Source organism: Caulobacter sp. DWR3-1-2 (assembly GCF_049896225.1).
Lineage (GTDB): Bacteria > Pseudomonadota > Alphaproteobacteria > Caulobacterales > Caulobacteraceae > Caulobacter.
The window spans coordinates 72031-93325 of sequence record NZ_JAFCTW010000009.1 but is presented as its reverse complement, the minus strand read 5'-3'; the positions used below and the strand labels follow the sequence as shown (position 1 = coordinate 93325).

20 protein-coding genes are annotated in these 21295 nt (G+C 68.2%); 5 read left to right on the top strand and 15 right to left on the bottom strand.

Translation table 11 applies throughout. From position 1 onward, the window contains the following. Positions 1–81: 81 nt before the first annotated feature. Together ACP696_RS13905 and ACP696_RS13900 are read left to right on the top strand one after the other, a co-directional pair. Complete coding sequence (locus ACP696_RS13905; protein ID WP_426043926.1) at positions 82–1617, top strand: adenosine deaminase family protein; 1536 nt, start codon at positions 82–84, stop codon at positions 1615–1617. Positions 1618–1686: 69 nt separating this feature from the next. Next, positions 1687–2931: a hypothetical protein gene (locus tag ACP696_RS13900; RefSeq protein ID WP_426009464.1), complete on the top strand. Its 1245-nt coding sequence runs from the start codon at positions 1687–1689 to the stop codon at positions 2929–2931. Between the two features lie 302 nt (positions 2932–3233). Here ACP696_RS13900 and ACP696_RS13895 read toward each other — a convergent pair whose 3' ends face one another. From ACP696_RS13895 to mutL, 3 genes are all read right to left on the bottom strand, one after another. Then, positions 3234–3779: a type II toxin-antitoxin system VapC family toxin gene (locus ACP696_RS13895; RefSeq protein WP_426009461.1), complete on the bottom strand. Its 546-nt coding sequence runs from the start codon at positions 3777–3779 to the stop codon at positions 3234–3236. Then, the gene (locus tag ACP696_RS13890) at positions 3776–4564 is read right to left on the bottom strand and encodes a hypothetical protein (protein ID WP_426043925.1); all 789 of its coding nucleotides are present in this window, start codon (positions 4562–4564) and stop codon (positions 3776–3778) included. Before ACP696_RS13890 ends, ACP696_RS13895 begins: the two co-directional genes overlap by 4 nt. An 81-nt stretch (positions 4565–4645) precedes the next feature. Beyond that, positions 4646–6571 (bottom strand): DNA mismatch repair endonuclease MutL, encoded by a 1926-nt coding sequence (mutL, locus tag ACP696_RS13885; RefSeq protein WP_426043924.1) that lies wholly within the window; start codon positions 6569–6571, stop codon positions 4646–4648. A gap of 136 nt (positions 6572–6707) precedes the next feature. Here mutL and ACP696_RS13880 point away from each other — a divergent pair, with 136 nt between their 5' ends. Together ACP696_RS13880 and ACP696_RS13875 are read left to right on the top strand one after the other, a co-directional pair. Then, positions 6708–7694 carry a TraB/GumN family protein gene (locus tag ACP696_RS13880; RefSeq protein WP_426043923.1) on the top strand — a complete coding sequence of 329 codons (987 nt, stop codon included), beginning with the start codon at positions 6708–6710 and terminating at the stop codon, positions 7692–7694. 212 nt (positions 7695–7906) lie between these two features. Continuing rightward, positions 7907–8845 (top strand): TraB/GumN family protein, encoded by a 939-nt coding sequence (locus ACP696_RS13875; protein WP_426043922.1) that lies wholly within the window; start codon positions 7907–7909, stop codon positions 8843–8845. A 96-nt stretch (positions 8846–8941) separates the two neighbouring features. Here the strand turns inward: ACP696_RS13875 and ACP696_RS13870 are convergent, their stop codons facing one another. The 9 genes from ACP696_RS13870 to ACP696_RS13830 all read right to left on the bottom strand — a co-directional run bounded on the left by ACP696_RS13870 (position 8942) and on the right by ACP696_RS13830 (position 17795). After that, entirely contained in the window at positions 8942–9508 is a 567-nt protein-coding gene (locus ACP696_RS13870; protein WP_426030882.1) for a DUF3035 domain-containing protein, read from the bottom strand. A gap of 112 nt (positions 9509–9620) precedes the next feature. Continuing rightward, positions 9621–10127, bottom strand: coding sequence for a signal peptidase II (lspA, locus tag ACP696_RS13865; protein WP_426009445.1), 507 nt, complete (start codon positions 10125–10127; stop codon positions 9621–9623). Positions 10128–10310: 183 nt separating this feature from the next. Then, positions 10311–13304, bottom strand: a complete 2994-nt coding sequence (ileS, locus tag ACP696_RS13860) for an isoleucine--tRNA ligase (RefSeq protein ID WP_426043921.1) — start codon at positions 13302–13304, stop codon at positions 10311–10313. A gap of 303 nt (positions 13305–13607) precedes the next feature. Then, positions 13608–13754, bottom strand: coding sequence for a hypothetical protein (locus ACP696_RS13855; RefSeq protein ID WP_426009440.1), 147 nt, complete (start codon positions 13752–13754; stop codon positions 13608–13610). Between the two features lie 206 nt (positions 13755–13960). Then, positions 13961–15037 (bottom strand): S1C family serine protease, encoded by a 1077-nt coding sequence (locus tag ACP696_RS13850; RefSeq protein WP_426009437.1) that lies wholly within the window; start codon positions 15035–15037, stop codon positions 13961–13963. A 165-nt stretch (positions 15038–15202) separates the two neighbouring features. After that, positions 15203–15403 (bottom strand): hypothetical protein, encoded by a 201-nt coding sequence (locus ACP696_RS13845; RefSeq protein ID WP_426009435.1) that lies wholly within the window; start codon positions 15401–15403, stop codon positions 15203–15205. Positions 15404–15503: 100 nt separating this feature from the next. Then, positions 15504–16445, bottom strand: a complete 942-nt coding sequence (locus ACP696_RS13840; protein ID WP_426009432.1) for a bifunctional riboflavin kinase/FAD synthetase — start codon at positions 16443–16445, stop codon at positions 15504–15506. Between the two features lie 10 nt (positions 16446–16455). Further along, positions 16456–16878 (bottom strand): MaoC family dehydratase, encoded by a 423-nt coding sequence (locus ACP696_RS13835; RefSeq protein ID WP_426009429.1) that lies wholly within the window; start codon positions 16876–16878, stop codon positions 16456–16458. A 56-nt stretch (positions 16879–16934) separates the two neighbouring features. Next, positions 16935–17795: a TIGR01459 family HAD-type hydrolase gene (locus ACP696_RS13830; protein ID WP_426009426.1), complete on the bottom strand. Its 861-nt coding sequence runs from the start codon at positions 17793–17795 to the stop codon at positions 16935–16937. Positions 17796–18047: 252 nt separating this feature from the next. Between ACP696_RS13830 and ACP696_RS13825 the strand changes: the two genes are divergently transcribed. Continuing rightward, positions 18048–19088 carry an NAD(P)-dependent alcohol dehydrogenase gene (locus ACP696_RS13825; protein WP_426009423.1) on the top strand — a complete coding sequence of 347 codons (1041 nt, stop codon included), beginning with the start codon at positions 18048–18050 and terminating at the stop codon, positions 19086–19088. Between the two features lie 57 nt (positions 19089–19145). Here the strand turns inward: ACP696_RS13825 and ACP696_RS13820 are convergent, their stop codons facing one another. Genes ACP696_RS13820 through ACP696_RS13810 form a run of 3 tightly spaced genes read right to left on the bottom strand, consistent with a single transcriptional unit; the run spans position 19146 to position 21265 of the window. Further along, positions 19146–19832 (bottom strand): 2OG-Fe(II) oxygenase, encoded by a 687-nt coding sequence (locus ACP696_RS13820; RefSeq protein WP_426009421.1) that lies wholly within the window; start codon positions 19830–19832, stop codon positions 19146–19148. After that, complete coding sequence (locus ACP696_RS13815; RefSeq protein WP_426009418.1) at positions 19829–20566, bottom strand: methylated-DNA--[protein]-cysteine S-methyltransferase; 738 nt, start codon at positions 20564–20566, stop codon at positions 19829–19831. Before ACP696_RS13815 ends, ACP696_RS13820 begins: the two co-directional genes overlap by 4 nt. Before the next feature lie 51 nt (positions 20567–20617). Continuing rightward, positions 20618–21265: a TetR/AcrR family transcriptional regulator gene (locus tag ACP696_RS13810; protein ID WP_426009415.1), complete on the bottom strand. Its 648-nt coding sequence runs from the start codon at positions 21263–21265 to the stop codon at positions 20618–20620. Positions 21266–21295 lie beyond the last annotated feature (30 nt).

Below are 21295 nucleotides of genomic sequence, written 5' to 3'. Positions count from 1 at the left end.
TCGCGTCGCTCGCCGAGCGTTGATTTGTCAAACGCCGCAAATCACCCTGCAAGAGGGGGTGAAAAGCGGCGGGGCGACGACATGGCGATCGGCGGACATCGGTTTCGGGCATGGGCGATCTATGCCGGCGCGCTGCTCGCCTTGCTCGGCGGACCGGCCGGCGCGGCGACCTCGTCCGTCACGCCCGAGGCTCGCACGGCCGCCCGGTTCGACGCGATCGTCCACGACCGCGCCAAGCTGCGACTGTTCCTGCGGGCCATGCCCAAGGGCGGCGACCTGCACAATCACCTGGCGGGCGCGATCTATGCCGAGGACTTCCTGGCCTGGGCGGCCGCCGACGGCCTGTGCGTCACCACCGGCTCCCTGCCGGCCATCGTCGCCGGCCCCTGCGACGCGCCGGGCAAGGCGGCGGCCCAGGGCCTGACCACCCGCGATCCGGCGCTGTACGGCCGGGCGATCAACGCCCTGTCGATGCGCAACTACCAACCCGGCGCGGACGGGGCCCTGCCCTCGGGCCACGACCAGTTCTTTTCGACCTTCGCCCGGTTCAGCGCCGTGACCGACGGCCACCTGCCGGCCATGCTGGCGGCGGTGCGCGAACAGGCCGCCGACGACCATGTCTCCTATGTCGAGACCTCGGTGAACCCGGTGGCCATGTACGCCTTCGTCAAGGGTTCGCGCGACCGGCCCTGGGACGGCGACTTTGCCAAGGCCCTGGCCGGCCTCGAGCCCGGCATCCCCGCCTTCACCGCCCGGACGCGCCGCGAAATGGACACCGCCGAAGCCGAGGCCGATCGCCACCAGGGCTGCGCCGCCAAGCCCGTCCGGACGGGCCCCTGCGCCGTGGTGCTGGGCTATCAGGCGTTCGGCGTGCGGGTGCTGCCGCCGCCCGTCGTCTTCGCCCAGCTGGTGGCGGCCTTCGCCTTGGCCGACGTTGATCCGCGCTTCGTAGGGGTCAATATCGTCGCCCCCGAGGACGATCCGACGGCGCTGAGTGATTATGCCCTGCACATGCGGATGCTGGCCTTCCTGCACGCCCGCTATCCGAAGGTGAAGCTGTCGCTGCACGCCGGCGAGCTGGCCCTGGGCCTAGTCCCGCCGCGCGACCTGCGTTTCCACATCCGCGAGGCGGTCGAGGTGGCCGGCGCCAGCCGCATCGGCCACGGCGTCGACATCGTCCACGAGGACGGCGCCCAGGCCCTGCTGGACCGGATGGCCAACGACGGGATCGCCGTCGAGATCAACCTGACCAGCAACGACGTCATCCTGGGCGTCAAGGGCGCCGACCACCCGCTGACCCTCTATCGCCAGGCCGGGGTGCCGGTGGTGCTGTCGACCGACGACGAGGGCGTCTCGCGCATCGACATGACCAATGAATATCTGCGCGCCGCCGTCGAGCACGGCCTGCGCTATGCCGACCTCAAGGCCATGGCCCGCACCAGCCTGGATGTCGCCTTCCTGCCCGGAGAGCCCTTGCGGGGCTGGGCGGGCGGGCGGGCGCCCGCCTGCATCAAGGCGGGCAAGGCCTGCGACGCCTTCCTGGCCAAGAGCCCCAAGGCCGCCCTGCAGTGGAAGCTCGACCGCGATTTCGAGGCGTTCGAAAAAGCCCAATCATAAACCAATGCGTCAGTCAGTCGCGCATCCGGAGCACGACTTCGCTAACCGTTCCGGCGCACCGTCCCGCGCATGACAGCGATCGCATGCCTCAAGGTCTTCGTGGGCGACGAACTGCGGTTCGCCGACAATGACACCATGGCCGCCCTGGTCGGCAAGGTGGCCGGGGCCTATCTGGAGACCACCTGGCTGTGGCCGCGCCGCTATGGCCTGGTCGCGCCGTTTTCCTTCGTTCTGGCCGACCCCCGCGCCACCCAGCTGGACGCGCGTGAGCTGCAGGCCCTGGCGCGTGATCTGCAGTTCAAGCTGTTTGGGGAGAAGGGCGAGGGCGACATCGCCCTGCTGATGTTCGAGGGCGACCAGACCGACGTCATGAAGTTCGCCGGCATTGGCGGGGCGCAGCTCAAGGCCTTGCTGAACGGCGAGGACGACGGCTCGCTGGTTGGCCGGATCTGTCGCATCACCCCCACCGAGGTCAGTTCGGTCGTGCCCCAGGGCGGACCGGTGTGCGGAACGCCTCCGATGGAGGAACTGGCCGCCTTGGACCCGGTCGCCCAGGACGCGGGTCCCCCCGCCCGAACGGTGTATCGCGGCGTCTACCACACCGGCCGCGAGGTGTTCATTGGCAGCGGCGCCACCTGGCGCGCGGCCAATGTGCCGTCGGCCTTCGGCTTCACCGCCTCGCATGCCGACATCGACCATCCGGAGAATGACATCGCCACCCTGGGCGGCGTCGCGGCGGCGCTGGCGAGCGTGCCGGTCGGGGTGATGTTCTTCCCGATCAGCTTCTCCACCCTGGTCAAGCCCGGCGCCCGCGCCGCGTTGCTGCCGCACCTGGAGGCCCTGCCCCGCGCCTCGCGTGGGCGGCTGGCCGCCTCGATCTATGACACGCCCCGGGCGCCGTCCTTTTCGGCCCTGTCGCAGGCGCGGCGCTTCCTGGAGCCGTTCTTCTGCCGCCTGGACCTGAGGGTCACCGACCCCGCCTTCCAGGTCGACGAACTGCCCGTCGACCTCGCCAGCAGCGTCACCCTGGTGCTGCCGGCGGGCGAGGAAAAGGCCCGGCTGGCGGCGGTCACGCGCTTCATCCGCGAGGCCGACGCCTATCGCCGCAAGAAGGTCTGGCAAGGCCTCAACGACGTGCGCACCCGGCGCGAGCTGAACCACTGCCTCGACCTCGGCGCGCCGTTTCTGACCGGAGCGGCGGTCACCGACCTGCTGGAGGCCCCGGTCGGTGCCACCAGCCTGTCGTCGCTGAGCCTGCCGATGCACGAATGGTCGTCGGGTCCGGAGCAGAAGGCGGTGGTGACGGCGGCTTAGCGGCTTTACCCACCATCCGTCTTCCCGGCGAAGGCCGAGACCCAGATCCCCAGACGCCCAGGCTGAATCTGGGCCCCGGGCTTCGCCGGGGAGACGGAATTTGGGACCCTCCGAGCCCACTCCCGACCGCCGCCCGCAGCGGCGAGGCCGCGCCTTGAACCCTGGCGGGCGAGCTTGCTCTAACGTCCGACCGCGTCAAGGACGACCCAAAGGGCCGCCGCGCCGCCGGGCCGCCGCGCCGCAGCTGGCCGGCGGCCGGTCCTTGCCTCGGCCAGCCGCCAGAGCTCCCATCCTGCAAGGGTTTAACGCGTAGCCGCATCCGGCTTGGCGGGTGGTTCAGAATGGCAGTCTCGCAGTGGTGAACTACTGCTCTGCTGGCTAAAAAGTGGTCCACCCAAAGCATTCGCAGGGGTGAGCACGTTAATGGCCTTTCCGTCTCGGCGAAAAAAGACGCCGTGACGCGTTAGGATATCTGGATCCCTTGTGATGAGGTGATCCACGTTGTGTTCAAGGGCGCAAGCCAAGTGGATTGCGTCCGGCGTCTTCAGTCCCGTCTGGCGACGGATGCTGCGAGCGCGCTCGCCAACAAGGCGATCCACTTGTACGGCGATGAGCTGTTCGCTGTCGAAAATGAGGTCGAAGTCGTTGGGATCAGGCCACGGTTTTGGCGGTTCTACACCCTCGGGCTTGATGAGCACTTCAGCCAAGGTCACCGCGGAAAAGAGTAGCTCCACCGCTCCGCGTTCGACCGCGAGCCAAAGAGTACGCATTGGCCCCACAGGCCCGATCTGGGGTTCTTTGTGGAGGTCGATCCAGCACGTGGTGTCCCAGTAGTGGCGCTCCGTCAATGCGCTTCACCCCAGTCCTCGGCAGTCGCCTCGCCTTTCCATTCAGATTCCGCGAACGACCTTTGCACTCCACCGATCGTTCGAAGCGATTGAGCCTGGACTGTCGCGGGTCTTCCAGAAGCGTCGTAAGAGATTTTACCACCAACAACTACTCGGCGGCCATTCCACACTTCAGCAAGAGTGTGCTCAGCACCGATGAGCCCGATAGCTTCTTTGCTAAACACGCACACAACCTCGTCCTTGGTCAAGAAGGTGCGCACCCTTAGAGCAGGGCTGCCGTAGTGTGTGGTAGCTGCAAGGATCTGCCCCTCGATGGAGCCGAGCTCGGGGCGTCGGCGCTTAGCGACAGCTGAAATCGCATTATAGGTCTTTTGGGCGCGATCTCCGGTGATAACGCGTTCTGGCTGGTCTCCAACTTGGATCCTAACCAGCCCTCCACGTTCTTTGATCGGCGTAATGAACGCTCGCAAGCGCTTTCGATTTTCGTCGCTTAAGCCCTGGACAACGGCTTCGCGCTCATTGTCATTAGTGGCATCAAGGACGCGAAAAGCTGCAGACGCCGCCTGCGCTGCCTCATTGTTTGATACTGGGGCGCCTTGTCTATCAAAGGCTTCTACCTGGGCTCGCAGCGGTGAATTGGTAGAAATCGAAACTAAGCGCCAGTCGAGCTTGGCGTCTTGATCCTGTAGTCCATCGAGAAGCGCAAGTAGCTGTCGCACGCTGTCAACCGCTGGTGGAGCACCGGCAGCGTCCAGGTCAACAACAAATGTCACCGTACCGGCCATGGAGCGAGTTCCCTACACAACTCCTACCATATGGATAGCCCGTCGAGCGAGACCCGTTTCCCAACGGCAATTTCACTTCCCCTACCTTCGCCCAAACAACCGCTCAATATCCGCCAGCTTCAGTTCCACATAGGTCGGCCGGCCGTGGTTGCACTGGCCGGAGTGCGGCGTGGCCTCCATCTCGCGCAGCAGGGCGTTCATCTCCGCGCCATTGAGCCGCCGCCCGGCGCGGACGCTGCCGTGGCAGGCCATGGTGGAGCAGACCTCTTCCAGGCGCTCCTTGAGGGCCAGGGCCTGGCCGTTCTCGGCCAGGTCGTCGGCGATGTCGCGGACCAGGCCGGCGGCGTCGGTCTTGCCCAGTAGGGCGGGGGTCTCGCGGACCAGGACGGCGCCGGGGCCGAAGCTCTCGATCACCAGGCCCAGGGCCGCCAGTTCGTCTGAGCGAGCGACGACGCGCTCGGCCTCGGCGGGGTCCAGCTCCACCACCTCGGGCAGTAGCAGGGCCTGGCGGGCGACGCCGCCTGCGCTGAGTTCGCCCTTCATGCGCTCATAGACCAGGCGCTCGTGGGCGGCGTGCTGGTCGACGATGACCACGCCGTCGCGGGTCTGGGCGACGATATAGGTCTCGTGCACCTGCGCCCGGGCCGCGCCGAGCGGGAAATCGACGGGGTCGAAGGGCGCGGCGGGGCCGTCTCCGAAGCTGGGATAGGCCACATTGGGCGCGGCGTCATAGCCGCCATAGGCCGCGTCGCGCACCGCCTCGGCGACGCCGTAGCCGCCGCCATAGTCAGGGCTTGCCTCGACCCGCGCCGAGACGTCCGACAGTCCCGGCAGGTCCTGCGGCGAAGGCCGCGTCCAGCCGCCGGCCCGCCAGGCCGAGAAGCCGGCCGTCGACGGGCCGGGCTGGTAGTGTGGGTAGCCGCCCCCCGACAAGGACTGCGCCCGGAAGCCCTCCAGCGCGCTCGCCGCCGTGGTGGTCGAGGCCCGGTGTCCCGCCCCCGCCAGCGCATGGCGCAGCGCCCCGACGATCAGACCGCGCACCAGGGCGGGGTCGCGGAACCGCACCTCGGCCTTGGCCGGGTGGACATTGACGTCCACCTCCGAGGTGTCGAGGGAGATGTAGAGCGCCGCCGTCGGGTGGCGGTCCCTCGCGAGAAAGTCCGCATAGGCGGCGCGCAGGGCGCCCTGCAGCAGCCGGTCGCGCACCGGCCGGCCGTTGACGAACAGGTACTGGTGGGCGGCGTTGCCGCGGTTGTAGGTCGGCAGGCCGGCGAAACCGGTCAGCCGAACGCCGTCGCGGGTCTGGTCGATCTCGATGGCGTTGTCCTGGAAGTCGCGGCCCAGCACGGCCGACAACCGAGCCAGGCGGCCCTGCGGTCCGGGATGCTCGGGCGCCAGGCGGATGACCCGGCGGCCGTCGATGTCCAGGCTGAAGCCGACGGACTCGTTGGCCATGGCCTGGCGCTTGATCTCCTCGGTGATCGCCAGGGCCTCGGCGCGCTCGGACTTCATGAACTTCAGCCGGGCGGGGGTGGCGTAGAACAGGTCGCGCACCTCGATCCGCGCCCCGTGGTCGCCGGCGAAGGGGGCGGGGGCCACGTCGCCGACGCTGCCGCCCTCGACCAGGATGGCGAAGGCGTCGCGCGCGCCCTTTGCTCGCGAAGCGATCGACAGCCGCGCCACCGAGCCGATCGACGGCAGGGCCTCGCCCCGAAAGCCCAGGGTGTGGATGGCCAGCAGGTCCCAAAGGCCCTGGGCGTCTGGCGCGAGCTTGCTGGTGGCGTGGCGCTCGATGGCCACCGGCAGCTCCTCGGCAGAGAGGCCGCAGCCGTCGTCGGCGACGAGAATGCGGGTCAGGCCGCCGCCATGGGCCTCGACCTCGATCCGCGTGGCGCCGGCGTCGATGGCGTTGTCGACCAGCTCCTTGATGGCGCTCGCGGGCCGTTCGACCACCTCGCCGGCGGCGATGCGGTTGACGGTCTCGGGCGGCAGTCGGCGGATCGGCATCGGGAGTGGGCTTTCGGGCGCGGAAGGACCGCATTGCATCTTCGTAATTTGACCGGCCAAGCTCGGGGCCGTCCAAGTGCGGGAAGACCGATCATCCTAGATCGATTCCGCCGCCCTTCGAGGATCACAGATAGTGATGATTGGACGTCTCGCCGCCAGCCTGGCCGGGTTGCTGTTGATCTCCACCCCCGCCTTGGCCCAGCAGGCGGTCGACGCCTCGGGCCCGATCGAACTCCACCGCGTCGATCCCGAGGCCAATCTGGTCGAGGCCCTGGTGGTCAATGCCCGCCTGCCGGGTCCGGCCTGGTGGAAGGTCAGCGACGCCGACACCGTGGTCTATGTGCTGGGCGTGCCGGCCTTGACGCCCTCGAAGCTGGACGTCGACAGCTCGGTGCTGAAGCGGCGGCTGGACGGGGCCAATGTGCTGATCATGGGCCAGGAGGCCGATGTCAGCCTGGTGCGGATCGTCGCCCTGGCCCTGGGCGGCAAACGCTATTTCATCAGCTCGACGCCGATGCGCCAGACCCTGCCGCCCGAGCTTCGAGCCCGGCTGGAGGCGCGGCTGCTGGCCAGCAAACAGAAGCTGGACAGCCTGGATGAGGTCAAGCCCGCGTTTGCCGGCTTCGTGGTCGCCAATTCGCAGGACGGCAATCTGTCGATCAGCGTGGGCGGGGTGACCGACACGATCCGCGAGATCGCCAGGAGCAAGGACATCGCCGACCGGCCGCGCATCCAGACCTTGCCGGGCTACAGCCTGGTCGAGGCGGTCAAGACCCTGGGGACCGCGCCCCAGCCGCTGCAGGAACTGTGTCTCGACGCGGGCCTGCGCCAGGCCGAGAGCGGCGAGGGCGGGATCAAGCTGCTGTCAGAGCGCTGGGCGCGAGGCGAGGTGCGAGCCATGGTCTTGGCCGATCGCGGCTTCTCGCGCTGCCTGGCCTCGACCCCCTCGATCGCCCGCGAGCTGCGGTCGGGGCGCGACGACGCGGTGGCGGCCATCGCCGCGGCGCTGGGCAAGCCCGGCAAGGCGGTGGCGGTGATCGAACTGCGGTCGCTGCTGGCGCAGGATGGGGTGCTGGACCAACTGCGCGGGCGGGGGTTCGTGGTGACGACGCCGGGGGAGTGATGGATGGCTTTTCCCTCCCCGCTCTGGGGAGGGTGGTCCCGAAGGGGTCGGGTGGGGCTTGATGAGGGTGGCGGCGTAGCCCCACCCGTCGGCTTCGCCGCCACCCTCCCATAAAGGGCCATAAAGGGAAGGGAAGGGATGACCGGATGACGGTTGAACAAAAGGGGCAGGTGGGGCGCTCATGCAGCAACAACTTCCTCCGGAGACCCGACATGCGGCGATCATGGCCCTGGATGCTGGCGAGCCTCGCCCTGGTCGCTGGAACGGCCCACGCCCAGGTGATCGACGATCCCGAGGCCAATCTCGTCGAGGCCCTGGTGGTCAACGCGAAACTGCCGGGGCCGGCCTGGTGGCGGATCTCCGACGGCGACACCACGCTCTATCTGCTCGGCACCCTGCACTCGCTGCCCAACAACCAGCCGTGGGACAAGTCGGTGCTGGAGCGGCGGATGGACGGCGCCTTCGCCCTGATCCTGCCGCCCGAGGGCAAGGCGGGCGTCACCGACATCCCCGCCATGCTGGCCTTGCGCGGCAAGTTGAAGTCTCGCCAGCCCCTGGACGCCGCCGTGCCCGACCTGGCGCCCAAGCTGGCCCAGGTCCGCGCCCAGCTGCGCAAGAGGCCCGCCGCCTACAGCGTCTGGAGCCCGCTGGGGGCCGGGATCGAGATCGCCGGCGACTATCGCAAGAGCGCCAAGCTCGACCCGTTCGAGCCCGAACGCACGGTGGGGCGGCTGGCGCGCAAGCATGGCGTCAAGGCGCGGCCGGTGGCGTCCTACAAGTTGATGCCCCTGGCAAAGGCGGCGGTGCGCGGCCATTCCGAGGCCGCCGGCCGGGTGTGCCTGGAGGGCGTGCTCGACGAGGTCGCCGCCGGGGCCGGCGCGTCGCGGACCGCCGCGGCGGCCTGGGCCCGGGGCGACGTGCGCGGCGCGATCAACGGCCCCCGCAACTTCCAGCGCTGCATGCTCAGCCTGCCGGGCATGGCCGAGCTGGAGCGACGCGGCAACCAGGCCGAGATCGACGCCCTGGTCGCTGCCATGCGCACGCCGGGCCACGCGGTGGCCCTGTTCCCCATCCGGGGACTGGTGGCCCAAGGCGGCGTGCTGGACCAGATCCGGGCGCGGGGGTTTGCGGTGTCGACGCCGGGGGAATAGGAGGCTTGAGAAACCCTCTCCCTCTGGTAGAGGGCCAAAAAAAGCCCGGAAGCTTTCGCCGCCGGGCTATTCCTGGAACTCACAAACGACCGAAGCCTACAGCCCCGGAAGCTTGATCCTGCTCTGCTTTTCGCGGGTGATGACGATCGTGCCGGCGCCGGTCAGGGCTTTCAGGCGGGCCTCTTCGGTGGCGGCGTCGACCGTCACGGATTCGGTGGCGCCGGTTTCCGAGGCGGTGGGGGCGGCGGTCTTGTCGCCCTTCTTCCAGAACATCACCTTGCTGGCGAAGCTCTCGTCCTTGTGGGCCAGGTCGCCGTTCTCGTCATCAACGACGAAGCGGATCAGCGGGTCGGCCTTGTCGACGCCGGCCTTGGCGACCAGCAGCTTCTCGCCGTCGGAGCGGCCGGCGGCGTTGCTCTGGCCAATCAGGGCCTGGCGTGCGGCGCTTTCCGGCTGCAGTTCCTGCGGGCGCGGCTCGCCGGGGGCCGGCGGGCGCAGGCTGTAATCCGGCGGCACGACCAGCGGCGCCTTGGTGACGACGCGGAACTCATCCGGCACCACCTTGGCCATGCCGAGGGCCTTGGAGGTCGATTGGCAGCCGGCCAGGCCTGCAGCGGCCACTGCGGCCAGGACGCCAAGGGTCGCGACCCGATTGAAACTCATGAAAACCGTGCTCCAGCGGCCCGCCCCCGGGTAGGCCAAATTTCGGACGCCCTCGATACGACATCCGGGGCCGGGCGCCAATCTTCCTTGGAAACGTGGCGCCGTTAAGGCTTCAGAGGCCGTGCCCGTCGGGATGAGCCAGCTTTTTTTCTTCCGACAGGAAGCTGTCCAGCAGCAGCAGGGCCACGCCGAGGTTGATCGCCGCGTCGGCGACATTGAACACCCAGGGGAAATGCAGGCGCGAGACGTCGATGAAGTCGATCACATGGCCATAGCGGATGCGGTCGATCAGGTTGTTGCCGATCGCCCCGCCCATGATGAAGCCCAGGCCCGAGGCCATCAGCGGCCGGATCGCCTTGCGCGCCCAGATCCCCAGGCCGATGACCACGGCGGCCGAGAACAGGGTCAGCAGCCAGCGATATTCCGGCCCGCGAAACAGGCCAAAGCTCATGCCCTGGTTATGGACCAGGGTCAGGTACAGCGGGCCAACCACCGGCAGGCTGGCGCCTTGCTCGGTCCCCAATGTGGCCAGGATCCAACCCTTGCTGAGCTGGTCCAGCACGACGGTGATCGCGGCGATGGCGTAGGCGGTCAAGCCGAGGCGGGTGATCGATTTCATGGTTCGTCGCTCTTCCTTTGATCCTCTCCCAGAGGGAGAGGAAGGGGCCTGCCGCGTAGCGGCGGGAAGGTGAGGGGTTACGCTGTTTGCCGGCGTGCCGGCACGCCGTCTAGCATCTTAACCCCTCACCCTCCCACGCCTGGCGGCGCGGGCCCCTCCCTCTCCCTCTGGGAGAGGGAGATCTTAAACCGCGTGTTCGCGATCCCACCACGCCACCGCTTCGGCGTCGCGGAGGCTAAGCTCGGGATAGCGCGGATCGGTTCCCACCTCCGGCAGGATGCGCCAGGAGCGCGCGCACTTCTTGCCGTCGGCGAGTTTTGGCTCCACGGCCACGCCCTTGACCTCGTCCAGCGCGAACGCGCCGGTGGCCTCGCCGGCCACCAGCGTCGCGGCGCTGGTGCGGAACACCTCGGCGGCGTCCAAATCGTCGAAGGCTGCCAGTAGGGCGGCGTCGTTGATGTGCACCACCGGCGCGCCTTCCAGGGCCGAGCCGAGTCGCTTTTCACGACGTTCGACTTCCAAGGCCGAGGTCACCACCGAGGTCACGGTCTCGACCTTGGCCCACCGCGCGGCCTCGGCGTCATTGCGCCAGGCGGCCGGCGTCTCCGGCATCACCCGCAGCACGTTGGAGCCCGCCTCCGGGAAGCGCGTCGTCCAGGCTTCTTCCATGGTGAAGCTGGTCAGGGGCGACAGCCACACCGTCAGGCGCTCGAACACATGGTCCAGCACCGTGCGATAGGCCCGGCGGCGCAGGGCCGTGGGGATGTCGCAATAGAGGCAGTCCTTGCGGATGTCGAAGAACAGGCTGGACAAATCCCCTTGGCAGAAGTCAATCAGCGGCCGGATGACGTCGCTGAACCGGTAGGCCTCGTAGGCGGCCTTGACCTGGCCGTCGAGCTCCCACAGCCGGTGCAGGATGTACTTCTCGAGCGGCGGGAAGTCGGCATAGTCCTTCACCCGCTCGGCCTCGTCGAAGCCGGCCAGGGCGCCCAGTAGGTAGCGGGTGGTATTGCGCAGCTTCCGATAGGCGTCGGTGGTGGTGGCCAGGATGGTCTTGCCGATCCGCTGGTCCTCGGAATAGTCAACCATCGCCGCCCACAGCCGCAGGATCTCGGCGCCGCTTTCCTTGGTGATTGTCTGGGGCTCGACGGTGTTGCCCTTGGACTTGCTCATCTTCTCGCCGTTCTCGTCCTGGGTGAACCCATGGGTGAGAACCGCCTTGTAGGGCGCGCGGCCGCGCGTGCCGCAGCTTTCGAGCAAGCTGGACTGGAACCAGCCGCGATGCTGGTCAGAGCCTTCCAGATAGAGGTCGGCCGGCGACGCGCTGTCGTTGCGGCCTTCCAGGGTGAAGGCGTGAGTGCTGCCGCTGTCGAACCAGACGTCGAGGATGTCGACGACCTTTTCGTACTGGGCGGGATCGAGCGGACCCAGGAAATCTTCGTCGGGACGCTCGAACCAGGCGTCGCTGCCGCCCTCGCGGATGATCGCCAGGATGCGCTGGTTGACGGCCGGGTCGATCAGCGGCCGGCCGGTTTCCTTGTCGACGAACATGGCCAGCGGCGTGCCCCAGGCGCGCTGTCGGCTGATCAGCCAGTCGGGACGGCTCTCGACCATCGAACCGATGCGGTTGCGCCCGGCCTCGGGGTGGAAGGCGGTGTCGGCGATGGCCTTGACGGCCACCTCGCGCAGGGTCTGGCCGCCCAGGGTCGGCACGGCCTGATCCATGCGGATGAACCACTGCGGGGTGTTGCGGAAGATCACCGGGGCCTTCGAGCGCCAGCTGTGCGGATAGCTGTGCTCGACGCGGCCGCGCGCCAGCAGGTTTCCGGCCTCGATCAGCCTGTCCATCACCGCGCCATTGGCGGCCCCGAACTTGCCGGTCTTCTTGCCCTCGGTCTCGATGACCTTCAGGCCCGCGAACAGCGGCACATGCGGGAAATAGGCGCCGTCGGGATCGACGGTGTCGGGGATCTCGTCGAGATGAAGGCCGGTCTTCAGCCAGACCAAGTAGTCGTCGGCCCCGTGGCCGGGCGCCGTGTGGACGAAACCTGTGCCGGCGTCGTCGGTCACATGGTCGCCTCGCAGCATCGGGACATCGAAGCCATAGTAGTCGTCGAACTGGGCCAACGGGTGGGCACAGACAAGCATATGAAGATGGTCGTTGCGGCTATGATCCGACGTCGTCGCTTTATCGGGATTGATCCGGCGAACTTGAGACCAGCTTGTAGCGTTTGCGGCCTTGAATACCTCTTCTGCCAACTTCTCGGCAACGATCAAGCGATCACCAACGGCGACCCAGGGCGCGAACCCAAGCTCTTCCGCCGATCTGACGCTGGTGATTTCGTAGAGCGCGTAGTCAATGTTCGGCCCATACGAGATCGCTTTGTTGGCAGGGATGGTCCACGGCGTTGTGGTCCAGATAACGACCGAAGCCCCCGCAAAGATTGAGGGCTGGTCGAGAGCCTCTGCGATTTTGTCCCGTTTGACCGGGAACTTCACCCACACCGTCGGCGAGACGTGGTTGTGATACTCGATCTCGGCGTCGGCCAGGGCCGTGCGCTCGACGGGGCTCCACATCACCGGCTTGGAGCCGCGATAGAGCTGGCCGCTGGTGGCGAACTTATGGAACTCGGCGACGATGGTGGCTTCGCTGCTGTAGTCCATGGTGGCGTAGCGGTTCCACCAATCGCCCAGCACGCCCAGGCGCTGGAACTCGACCTTCTGGGCCTCGATCCAGCCGGCGGCGTATTCGCGGCAGCGCTTGCGGAACTCGGCGGCCGGCACCTCGTCCTTGCGGCGGCCCTTGGCGCGGAATTCTTCCTCGATCTTCCACTCGATCGGCAGGCCGTGGCAGTCCCAGCCGGGCACGTAGTCGACGTCGTAGCCCAGGGCGAAGCGCGAGCGGACCACGAAGTCCTTCAGCGTCTTGTTCAGGGCATGGCCGATGTGGATCGCGCCATTGGCGTAGGGCGGGCCGTCGTGCAGCACGAACAGCGGGGCGCCTGCCGCTTGGCGCGCCGCACGCACCGCGCCGTACAGGCCCTTGTCGGACAGCGCCGCCCAGCCCTCCAGGATCTCGGGCTCCTTCTTGGGCAGGCCGCCACGCATCGGGAACGGGGTGTCGGGGAGGAAGACGGTTTCGCGGTAGTCGCGAGCGGGCGTGGCGTCGTCGGCCATGGCAAAGCTATCCAGCGTAGGGGTTCGGAAGAGGGGTGCGGGTCTGATCCCGGCACGCGCACCGGCAAGCGTCCAGCGGCGTCACGCCGGGCGGCTAATTCGCGAGGTTTTCCGAACGAAAGACATGGGCGGGGGATAGCAGAGGTGGGGGAGGGGGGCAAACCTCCACTCACCAACCAAACCTGTCATCCCGGACAAGGCCCGCAAGGCCGCAGATCCGGGACCGCCGGAAACGCTGGCCCTCACGCGTCGTCCCGGATCTTCGCGCTGCGCGCTCGTCCGGGATGACGATCATTTTCGCCCCTACCGCCGCGCCGCGCCGTTCATTGCCCACAGCGCCGCGTAGGTGCCAAACAGCACTGCGGCCATCGAGAGCAGAAACATCAGCAGGCTCTGGCTCAGGGCGACGCCCAGGGTGATCAGGGCGGCCAGGGTCCAGAGCGCGGCCAACAGGCGGCCTTCGCGGGAAGGAGGCGTCAGGCGGGGCGGTATCAGGCGCTTGGCGGCGCTAAGCGTTCGTCTCCAAAACCCACGCCCCGCGAAATCATAGGTCAAGATCACGCCCCTTCTACACTGCCGTGAAAAGTGTAGGCGCGTCAAAGGGTCGCGTCCACGGAGAAAACCGGCGTTCTGTCGATTTCGGCGATCTGGCCGCCTCAGCCGCGTTTTCGGGCTTTCGGGGTGATGGTCACGGTCATCAGTCGGCCTTCGCGGATCAGGACGAAGGCGGTGGCCTTTTCGATGCTGTGGTGGTCCAGGGCGCGCAGCAGGTCATCCAGGCCGGTCAGGGGCCGGCCGGCGGCGCTGACCAGCAGGTCGCCCTCGCGCACCCCGGCCTTGGCGGCCAGACCGCCGGCGTCGATCTGGGCGACGAACACCGCATAGCCCTGGTTGACGCCGGTGGCGCGGGCCAAGCCGGGGGGGATCGGGGCCTGCTGGGCGACGAGACCGATTGAGCCGCGCCGCACATGGCCATGGGCGATCAACTCGGCGATCACGAAGGTCGCGGTATTGGAGGCCACGGCAAAGCACAGGCCCTGGTAGCCGGCGATCACGGCGGTGGCGATGCCGACAACCTCGCCGTTGGAACTGACCAGCGGCCCGCCGCTATTGCCGGGATTGAGGGCGGCGTCGGTCTGGATCAGGTCCTCGATCAGCCGGCCGCGCTCGCCGCGCAGGCTGCGGCCCAGGGCGGAAACCACGCCGGTGGTCACCGTCGCCTCGAAGCCCAGCGGCGCGCCGATGGCGATCACCAGCTGGCCGCGCCGCAGGGCCTTGGAATTGCCCAGGCGGGCCACCGGCAGATCGGCGCGCTGGTCAAGCTGCAGCAAGGCCAGGTCGGTGTCGGGATCGTCGCCGACGCAGCGGGCGGTCAGGCTGCGGCCCTCGGCGGTGATGACGATGAACCGCGCCGCGCCCTGCACCACGTGACTGTTGGTCAGGATCAGGCCATTGGCGGCGATGGCGAAGCCCGAGCCCACGCCCTGGATGCGCGGGTCCTCCAGCATCGGATGGATGCGCACGACGCTGGGCCCCACCGCCTCGACGGCCCGGACCACGGCGTTGGAATAGGCGTCCAGGATCGTGTCGTCGGCGGCCGCCCCGCCGGTCTGGGGCAGTTCGCCGGGATCGAAGACGAAGAGGGCCTCGTCGGGATAGGCTAGAATTTCGTGACGGCGCGGGCTTGCGGGCTTTCGCGCCTGGGCGAACCGTTCGTACTTGCGCGCTTTCATCCCGGCCCCCGCCTCGTGTGCAGCAAAGGTTAACGGCAAGAACCGCGGTTGGCGAGTCGGCTGTCTAGAGCATTTTCGAGCGAAGTGGATCCCGGTTCGCGTGAAGAAAACGCGTAAAACAAAAACCTAGAGCCCCGGCCTGATGCAATCAGGTCGGCAAACGCTCTAGGCGTCGTCGCGGGCGTCCAGCACACCCTGCATGTGGTCGCGGAAGGCCGGCTCCTCGCGGGTCATCTGGGTGAAGGCCTCGGCCAACTCGGCACGAGCGGTTTCGAGGTTGTAGACGCCTTCGGCGTGCCGCAGCAGCACGCAGTCGAGATAGCGGTCCAGGAGCAGATGATCGGCTTCGGTCAGGTGGATTTTCATGCGCCACGATAGACCCGGCCGGACTGTGACGCCATGCGCTTGATGACTCGATTGTCTTGAAGTCGTCGTCCCTACCTTCTCCCACAAGGGGAGAAGGATTCTAAAACCCCGGCGCGACGATCGCCCTGGCCGCCTGCTCGTCGCGCAGGATCTGTTCCACCATCAGCGCGATGCTGGCGAACTTCAGCTCGGGCCGCAGGAAGGCGATCAGGTCGGTCTCGATGACCTGGCCGTAGAGATCCTCGTCGAAGTCGAACAGCCAGGTCTCAAGCCGGGTCTCGACCTCGCCGGTGGTCGGGTTGTTGCCCAGATTGGCCACGCCGGGCACTTCGCGGCCGTCAGGCAGGCGGGTACGGGTGGCGTAGACGCCGAGTTTCGGCACCACATAGTCCTCGACCTCGACATTGGCCGTCGGGAAGCCCAGCGTCCGGCCCAGCTGCTGACCGCGACGCACCACGCCCTCGATGGCGAAGGGTCTTCCCAGGATCCGCGCGGCCCGTTCGGGATGACCATCGCGCAGGGCGTCGCGCACGGCGGTGGACGAGAACTTGTCGCCGTCGCGGCTGGCCACCGGCTCGGCCACCGAGACGGAGAAGCCGTCCTGCGCGCCATAGGTCTCCATCAGCGCGGCGCTGCCACTGCGGCCGCGTCCGAACGAGATGTCGAAGCCGACGGCCACGTGCCGGACCCCCAGACCCTTCACCAGCACTTGATCGACGAAATCCCGGTCGCCGAAACTGGCCATCTCGAAGTCGAACGGCAGCAGGTAGAGGATGTCCACGCCAAGGGCCTGCAGCGCGCGGGCCTGCTGGTCGTGGGTCATCAGCTTGAAGGCCGGCTCGCTAGGCCGGAACAGTCGGCGCGGGTGGGGGTCGAAGGTGACCACCCCCAGCGGCGCCTTGGCCGCCAGCGCGGCCTTGGCGGCCTGGGCGATCACCTGCTGGTGGCCACGATGCACGCCGTCGAAATTGCCCAGGGCAACGGCCGCGCCCCGCGCCTCGACCGGCAGGTCCTTCCAGCCATGAACGATCTTCAAGCGCATGCGAACCTTCCTACGCGGCCCTTCGCGGGACCATGACCACGGCCTCGCCATCGACCACCGGCTTGCCATTGACCAGGCAGACGGTGGCGAAGGTCACCCGGGCCTTGGCTTCATCGATCTCGGTGACGGTGGCGCGGGCGGTGACCGCGTCGCCGATCTTCACCGGCCGCTTGAACTTCAGGCTCTGCGACAGATAGATCGCGCCGGGGCCCGGCAAGGTCGTGCCCAGCACGGCCGAGATGTAGCCGGCCGACAACATGCCGTGGGCGATGCGCTCGCCAAAGCTGGTGGTGGCGGCGTAGGCGGCGTCCAGATGAACCGGGTTGTTGTCGCCGGTGACGGCGGCGAAGGCGACGATGTCGGCCTCGGCCACGGTGCGGACCAGTTCGGCCGACTGGCCGACGCTCAGATCCTCCAGAAACAGTCCCTGCATCCCGCGCCCCTCGTTTTTAGTGTGCGTGGCGCCCAATCTAGCGGTCAGGACAGGCTTCACCAGACCAGATCGCCCATGGCGTGCGTGGCGCCGAGGTTTTCAGCCGCCAGCAGGCCCGCCACCTTGGCCGGATCCAGCTTGCCGTCGGCGCCGATCGCCGCCTCGCCATGGATGCCCTTGGCGATGAACAGGCAGGCCAGGCCCTGGTCGTGGGCGCCCTTGACGTCGGTGATCACCCCGTCGCCGATGCACAGCACGCGCGTGCGATCGACCGGTCCGCCCTTCAGGGCTGCGGCTTGCGCCAGGGCCAGGTCGTAGATCGGTGCGAAGGGCTTGCCGGCCATCAGCACTTGCCCGCCCAGGCTCTCATAGAGGTCGGCCAGAGACCCGCCGCAATAGATCAGGCGGTCGCCGCGCTGCACCACCCGGTCGGGATTGGCGCAAATCAGGGTCAGGCCGCGCTCGGCGGCGATCGCCAGGCGGTCCGTATAGTCGCTGGGCGCTTCGTTCTCGTCATCGACCATGCCCGTGACGGCGACGAAGGCGGCGGCCTCGGGGCCGGCGGTCTCCAGGCCCAGGCCTTCATAGAGCGTGGAGTCGCGCTCGGGGCCCACGATCCAGGCCGGGCCAGGGGCGCGTTCGGCCAGCAAGGTCCGCGTCGCATCTCCCGAGGTGACGAAGGCGCTCCAGGCCTCGCGCGGCACGCCCAGGGCGTCCAACTGCTCGACCACGGCGGCCGAGGGCCGAGGCGAGTTGGAGATAAGGATCACCGGCCCGTGGTGGGCGCGCCACTCGACCAAGGCCTTACAGGCCTCGGGATAGCTTTCGACGCCGTTGTGGATCACCCCCCAGACGTCGCACAGCAGCACGTCATAACGGTCGGCGAGTGTGGAGAGGCCAGTGGGCAGATCGGTCATGGACAGGGGCGGTACCGGGCGGGGACAGGTGCGTCAACGGTTGCGGATGTAGGGACGCGGCGGCCCCAAGGCCAGCAGGCCTTCGCCGAAAGGCCAGCCAAGCTTTCCGCGCCGGGTCGAACGGGTCGGCGCGCGCGACAGGATCGTGCATCAGATGGACGGGATCGGCCTAACGCGCAACGGCGAAAGCGTGCAAGACCTTGGTCTGCGATCGCTCCCCAGATCGTGCTCCCGAAAATCGAGGAACTTCCGATGGCCACCGCTAAGGGCTATGCGGCCCAAGCCGCGTCCGACAAGCTTTCCCCCTTCACCTTCGAACGTCGCGAGCCCAACGCCGACGACGTCGTCATCGCCATCAAGCATTGCGGCGTGTGCCACTCCGACATCCACATGGTCGACAACGGCTGGGGCATGAGCGTCTATCCGCTGGTGCCGGGCCACGAGATCACCGGCGTGGTCACCGCCGTCGGCTCCAGCGTCAGCCGGTTCAAGGAAGGCGACCGGGTGGGCGTCGGCTGTTTCGTCGACAGCTGCACCACCTGCGCCCAGCGCGACCTGGACCTGGAGCAGTATATGCCGGGCCTGGTCCAGACCTACAGCAGCCCGCAGCCCGGCAGCGACCTGCCCACCTATGGCGGCTATTCCGATCACATGGTGGTCAAGGAAGGCTATGTCCTGTCGATCCCCGACAACCTGGCGCTCGACGCGGCCGCGCCCCTGCTGTGCGCTGGCATCACGCTCTATTCGCCGCTGCGCCACTGGAACGCCGGCCCCGGCAAGAAGGTCGCCATCCTCGGTCTCGGCGGCTTGGGCCACATGGGCGTCAAGATCGCCCACGCCATGGGGGCCGAGGTGACGGTGCTGAGCCAGACCCTCTCCAAGCAGGACGACGGCCTGAAGATGGGCGCCGATCATTACTACGCGACCAGCGACGCGGCGACCTTCGAAACCCTGGCCGGAACCTTTGACCTGATCATCTGCACGGTCTCGGCGGCGCTGGACTGGGGCGCGTACCTCAACCTGCTGAAGATCGACGGCGCCATGGTGCTGGTCGGCGCGCCGGAAGAACCGGCCCAGCTCAACGCCTTCGCCCTGATCCCCGGACGCCGCACCTTGGCCGGTTCGATGATCGGCTCGATCAAGGAGACCCAGGAGATGCTCGACTTCTGCGGCCAGCACGACATCGTCGCCGACATCGAGACCATCTCGATCGACCAGATCAACGACGCCTATGTCCGCATGCAGAAGAGCGACGTGCGGTATCGGTTCGTGATCGACATGGCGACGCTTTAGGGGCGCGGGTTAGGCATGAGGCTGGGGACAGGCGCATGCGCCTGTCCCCACTCGCAGTCACGTCGCGTCGTGGAAGATCACCCCCAACACCCGCCGGCGGCCGGACCGCACCGTGCTGACGCCGTGGCGCAACACCCGGCGGTGGACGCCGCGTGACCCCTCGGCCGGGCGCTCGCGAACGGCGAAGATCACGCCCTCGCCTTGGCCCAGCGGCACGACCTGGGGCCGGGACTGCTGCCGCGGACGCTGCTCGACCAGCACGAACTCGCCGCCCTCGAAGTCGCGGCCGGGCTCGTCCAGCAGGAAGGCGGCCTGCAGCGGGAAGACGTGTTCTCCATAGAGGTCCTGGTGCAGGCAGTTGTAGTCGCCGGGGCCGTAGGTCAGCAGCAGGGGCGTCGGCCTAGCCTGGCCCGCCGCGTGGCAGCGGGCCAGCATGTCGTCGAGGCTGTCTGGGAAGGTTCGGTCCTCGCCCAGCCGCTGGGCCCAACGGTTGGCGACGGCGGCGAGGGGGCCGTACAGCGCCTGGCGGATCCGCTGCACGGGCGCGGGCAAGGGATAGGAAAAGTACCGATACTCGCCCTGGCCATAGCCGTGGCGCGCCATGACCACCCGGTTGCGAAAGCCGGCCTCCTGATCATAGAGGCCGGCGATCCCGTAGCAGGTTTCCGGTGGCAGCAGCGGGCCGGTCAGGGCCCAGCCCTGGGCGTCCAGATCGGTCGCGATCCGCGTCCAGTCCAGGCTCATGCGGCCTCGCGGGCCAACAGCGCCGCCTTGCGCTCCACCCCCCAGCGATAGCCCGACAGCCCGCCGTCGGCCCGCACCACCCGGTGGCACGGGGTGATCACCGCCAGCGGATTGGCGCCGCAGGCCTGGGCCACGGCCCGGGCGGCGGCCGGCCGGCCGATGCTCCGCGCCACCTGCCCGTAGGACGCCGTGATTCCGGCGGGAATCACCCTCAACGCCGCCCAGACGGCCTGTTGAAGCGGCGTGCCCCGGGCGTCCAGGGTCAGGTCGAGCGCCGGCGCCTTGCCGTCGATCTCGGCGGCGATGGCCGCCAGCTCTGGGCGCAGGCCGTCGGGATCGTGGGTCAGCCTTGCATGGCGGAAGCGGCGATCCAGGTCCGTTGCCAGCAGGTCCGCGTCGTCGCCCAGCGTCACCAGCCGCAGGCCGGCTTCGGAGCAAGCCACCAGGGCCAGGCCCAGGTCGGTGGAAACCGTGGCCCAACGCAAAGTCTCGCGCGGCAGGTCGGGCTTGCAGCGCAGGCAGGCGCGGAAGCCAGCGGCGCGGGCGCTCTCGCGGGTGTCGTGGAATTCGACGTTCTTGCGCAGCGGCCGTCCGGCGCAACTGGCGAGGCAATAGACGCCCGTTGTGCGCACGGCGATGAAGAAGGCGCCTTCCAGGCTGCGGTCGCGGCGGCGCAGGGCCTCCCAGCGCCGATCGTCAGCGGTGGGGTCGGTCGTGGGGATGGAAGCGATCATGTCGAGGTCTCCTTTCGTTGAACAGGAGCATGCGCCTCGACTATCCCGCCGTCATTCCGATGCTTGCGGTCCGCAGATCAGGTCCAGGGTGGCCTTGATCGTGGCGTCCAACTGGGCTCGCGTCTCGCCGGCCCGGGCGCGGACCGACAGGGCGTTGAGCATGCCGCTGGCCACCCGCGCCAGGGCGGCGGCGTCGGCGCCGGGCGGAAGCTCGCCCTTGGCCTCGGCGCGGGCCAGCAACTGTTCGAAGCCGCGATCCAGCTCGTGCAGGCCGTCGGCGACGATCGTCCGCACCGCAGGATCGACCACCGCCTGGCCCAGGCCGGCGCTGATCATGAAGCAGCCGCGCCCACCGACATCGCCCGACAGGTAGCGGCCCAGGGCGGCGTGATAGATTCGCTCCAGGGTCTGGCGCAGCGTGCCGCCGGCTCGGAAGGCCTGCGTCATCGCCGCCCGCGACTGGGCGATATAGGCGTCCATGGCGGCGTGGAACAGCGCCTGCTTGTCGCCGAACGCCCCGTACAGGCTGGGCCGGTTCATGCCGGTGGCGGCGCTCAGATCGTCCAGCGAGGCGCCGGCGAAGCCCTGGTTCCAGAAGGTCGCGGTCGCCTGGCCCAAGGCGACCTCGGGGTCGTAGCCGCGCGGCCGGCCCCGGCCCCGGCGCTTGGCGGGCTCAGCAGGTCCTGATTTTTGTACCATTTCGAATAAAAACCTTGCGTCAATTATTTT

Bases quoted from the DNA above. Each gene is read 5' to 3' on its own strand.
- ACP696_RS13840 (WP_426009432.1), bottom strand. From the start codon at position 16,445: ATGCGCTTGAAGATCGTTCATGGCTGGAAGGACCTGCCGGTCGAGGCG.
- ACP696_RS13880 (WP_426043923.1), top strand. From the start codon at position 6,708: ATGATTGGACGTCTCGCCGCCAGCCTGGCCGGGTTGCTGTTGATCTCC.
- ACP696_RS13850 (WP_426009437.1), bottom strand. From the start codon at position 15,037: ATGAAAGCGCGCAAGTACGAACGGTTCGCCCAGGCGCGAAAGCCCGCA.
- ileS (WP_426043921.1), bottom strand. From the start codon at position 13,304: ATGGCCGACGACGCCACGCCCGCTCGCGACTACCGCGAAACCGTCTTC.
- ACP696_RS13905 (WP_426043926.1), top strand. From the start codon at position 82: ATGGCGATCGGCGGACATCGGTTTCGGGCATGGGCGATCTATGCCGGC.
- mutL (WP_426043924.1), bottom strand. From the start codon at position 6,571: ATGCCGATCCGCCGACTGCCGCCCGAGACCGTCAACCGCATCGCCGCC.
- ACP696_RS13830 (WP_426009426.1), bottom strand. From the start codon at position 17,795: ATGACCGATCTGCCCACTGGCCTCTCCACACTCGCCGACCGTTATGAC.
- lspA (WP_426009445.1), bottom strand. From the start codon at position 10,127: ATGAAATCGATCACCCGCCTCGGCTTGACCGCCTACGCCATCGCCGCG.
- ACP696_RS13845 (WP_426009435.1), bottom strand. From the start codon at position 15,403: ATGAAAATCCACCTGACCGAAGCCGATCATCTGCTCCTGGACCGCTAT.
- ACP696_RS13875 (WP_426043922.1), top strand. From the start codon at position 7,907: ATGCGGCGATCATGGCCCTGGATGCTGGCGAGCCTCGCCCTGGTCGCT.
- ACP696_RS13900 (WP_426009464.1), top strand. From the start codon at position 1,687: ATGACAGCGATCGCATGCCTCAAGGTCTTCGTGGGCGACGAACTGCGG.
- ACP696_RS13890 (WP_426043925.1), bottom strand. From the start codon at position 4,564: ATGGCCGGTACGGTGACATTTGTTGTTGACCTGGACGCTGCCGGTGCT.
- ACP696_RS13835 (WP_426009429.1), bottom strand. From the start codon at position 16,878: ATGCAGGGACTGTTTCTGGAGGATCTGAGCGTCGGCCAGTCGGCCGAA.
- ACP696_RS13870 (WP_426030882.1), bottom strand. From the start codon at position 9,508: ATGAGTTTCAATCGGGTCGCGACCCTTGGCGTCCTGGCCGCAGTGGCC.
- ACP696_RS13810 (WP_426009415.1), bottom strand. From the start codon at position 21,265: ATGGTACAAAAATCAGGACCTGCTGAGCCCGCCAAGCGCCGGGGCCGG.
- ACP696_RS13825 (WP_426009423.1), top strand. From the start codon at position 18,048: ATGGCCACCGCTAAGGGCTATGCGGCCCAAGCCGCGTCCGACAAGCTT.
- ACP696_RS13815 (WP_426009418.1), bottom strand. From the start codon at position 20,566: ATGATCGCTTCCATCCCCACGACCGACCCCACCGCTGACGATCGGCGC.
- ACP696_RS13820 (WP_426009421.1), bottom strand. From the start codon at position 19,832: ATGAGCCTGGACTGGACGCGGATCGCGACCGATCTGGACGCCCAGGGC.